Below are 2,937 nucleotides of genomic sequence, written 5' to 3'. Positions count from 1 at the left end.
GTGCGGAGATGTCCGGCAGCGCTTCCAGTGGCAGCCGGAACGAGGCGATCAGGCCGACCACCACCAGCGACACGAAACACATGATGGTGGTGACCGGGCGGCGGATGGAGAACTCGGCAACGCTCATGCCGGTTCCTCCGCACCCGACGCACTGCCCTCGGCACCGTGCAGGCCCTCACCGGCATGCTTGCGACCGCGTTCGCGGTAGTAGGCATCGCCGCGGCGGTCCATCAGGTCGTACACCACCGGGATCACCAGCAGGGTCAACAGGGTCGACACCAGCAGGCCACCGATCACGGTGATAGCCATCGGTGCGCGCACTTCGGCGCCCTCGCCCATCGCCACCGCCAGCGGCAGGAAGCCGAACAGCGTGCACAGGGTGGTCATGATGATCGGCCGCAGGCGCGAACGCGCACCTTCCACCAGTGCCTCGTGCTTGGCAACGCCGGCCTCGCGCAGCTGGTTGACCTTGTCGATCAGGATGATCGCGTTCTTTGTGACCAGGCCGACCAGCAGGATCAGGCCGATGAACACCACCACCGAGATCGGCTTGCCGGTCAGCATCAGCGCCAGGATCGCGCCGACCAGCGCCAGCGGGATGGTGAACAGGATCACGAACGGATGCAGCAGCGATTCGAACTGCGAGGCCATCACCAGGTAGACCAGGAAGATCGCCAGGCCGAAGGCGAAGATCAGCGACTTCGCCGCCTGTGCCAGTTCCTCGCCCTGGCCGCCGATGTGCAGGCCCACGCCAGCGCCCAGCGGCTGTTCGGACACCATCTGCTGTACTTCGCGCATGGCCGCGCCCAGGTCGATATCGCGCAGATTGGCCGAGACCACGGCCACCCGGGTCTGGTCGGCACGATGGATCTCGCTGGGGCCGGTGGTGGCCACCACGTCGGCAACCGCATCCAGGGTGACCGGACGGGTGCTGCCGGGATTGACGATCAACCGGCGGATGCTCTCCACGCTGGCACGATCGGTTTCCTGCGCGCGCACCAGCACGTCGATCTTGYGGTCGCGGAAGCTGTAGCGGGTGGCGACATCGCCGCGCACCTTCTTCACCACCACATCGGCGATCTGCCGCGTGGTCAGGCCCAGTGCACCGGCTCGCTCCTGGTCGAAGCGGATCTGGATTTCCGGGAAGCCCTCTTCCACGGTGGATTTGACGTCCGCGTAGTGCGCATTGCCGCGCAGCAGCGCCGCCAGGCGCTGGCCTGCCACTTCCAGGGTCGCCATGTCCTGCCCACGCAGTTCGATTTCCAGCGGCGTGGAGAAGCTGAACAATGCCGGCCGCGCGAAGTCGACCTGCGCACCCGGGTGCTGGCCCATGGTGTCGCGCAGGCGCTCGGTGATCTCCGCTTCGGTCTGCGGGTTGCCGCCGCCTTCCATCACGATGGTCAGCTTGCCGATGTTCTCGCCACTCTCGGTCGGGCTGGCATCCAGGCGGGTACCGCTGCCGCTGACACCGTACAGCGATGCCACGCCTTCGCCCTTGCCATGCGCCAACTGCAGCTCACGCACCAGCGCATCGGTCTGCTTCAGCGGCGTGCCGGCCGGCAGCTTGACCGTCATTTCGAAACGGTCCTGCGCCAGCTGCGGGATCAGGTCGGCGCCGAGCATCGGCACCAGCGCCATCGTGCCGACRAACGCYAGYGCRGCCAGGCYCAGCACCTTGCCRGGRTGGGCCAACGCACCCGGCAGCAGCCGCAGGTAGCCACGTTCGGCACCGGCGTACGGCTTCATGGCGATGTCGCTGGCCTTGCGCATCACCGGGCCGACCACTGCAGCCACGCCACGGCAGAGGCGCACCACCAGCCATGCCAGCGCGTAGAAACTCCAGCGCATCGTCGCCATCACACCACGACGGCCGAGTGCTACCGGCTTCTGCCAGCGGCTCTGCGGTTGCCACGGCTCGGCTGCGGCTTCTTCCGGGAAGGCCAGCGGCGGCCGGCCCTTCAGCGAGCTCAGCATCGGGATCAGGGTCATCGACACCAGCAGCGAAATCGCGATGGCGATGGCCACGGTCAACGCCTGGTCACGGAACAGCTGGCCGGCGATGCCGTCGACGAACACCAGGGGCAGGAACACCGCGATGGTGGTCAGGGTCGAGGCGACCACGGCCATGCTCACTTCGCGGGTACCGGCGATCGCCGCCTGCAGGATGCCCAGGCCGCGTTCGCGCGCCTTGGCGATGCTCTCCAGCACCACGATGGAGTCATCCACCACCAGGCCGGTGGCCAGTGCCAGGCCGCCCAGCGACATCACGTTCAAGCTCAGGCCAAGCTGGCCCATGAAGAAGAACGTGGCGATGATCGAGACCGGCAACGACAGGCTGATCACGAACGTGCTCCAGCCGTCGCGCAGGAACAGGAAGATGATCAGGATCGCCAGCAGGCCACCGATCACCGCGTCCTTCTTGACGTCGGCGATGGCGTGCTCGATGAAGCGCGACTGGTCTTCGATCGTGGTCAGTTCGGCATCGGCCGGGAACGTTGCCTTGATCTGCTCCAGACGCTTGCGCAGCGCTTCGGCGGTGGCCACGGTATTGGCGTCGCCTTCCTTGTAGATCGCCAGTTCGACCGATTCCTTGCCGCCCAGGCGGATGACCGCTTCGCGTTCCTTGTAGCCCTGGCGCACGGTGGCCACATCCTTCAGGCGCACCGGCACGCCGTTGGCGACCACGCTGGAGGCGCCGCCTGAGGAAGCGCTCTGTGCAGCGGAAGCGGCGGCGACGGCTGCAGCCGAGCCCGTAGAGGCAGCGATGTTGAACATCTGCTGCAGCGCCGAGTCGGCCGCGCTGCCGTTGGCGGACTGGGTGGTGACCAGCAGGTTGCGGATTTCTTCCAGGTCGGCGAACTGGTTGACGGTGCGCACCAGGAAGCGCTGCGAGCCCTCCTCCAGGCGGCCGCCGGAAATGTTGATGTTCTCTTCCTT

General features: G+C 66.8%; 2 protein-coding genes. Both read right to left on the bottom strand.

From position 1 onward, the window contains the following. Nucleotides 1–127, bottom strand: a 127-nt coding sequence (locus AC1VAN_RS16925; protein ID WP_480986262.1) for an efflux RND transporter permease subunit, incomplete at its 3' end; no start/stop codon positions are given. Continuing rightward, on the bottom strand, nt 124–2,937 hold a 2,814-nt coding region (locus AC1VAN_RS16920; RefSeq protein ID WP_480986261.1), incomplete at its 5' end, for an efflux RND transporter permease subunit. The genes AC1VAN_RS16920 and AC1VAN_RS16925, both read right to left, overlap by 4 nt.

It is taken from the genome of Stenotrophomonas sp. 05L44_2 (genome assembly GCF_056665995.1).
The sequence above is the reverse complement of the archived record's forward strand: the minus strand, read 5'-3'. Positions and strand labels throughout refer to the sequence as shown.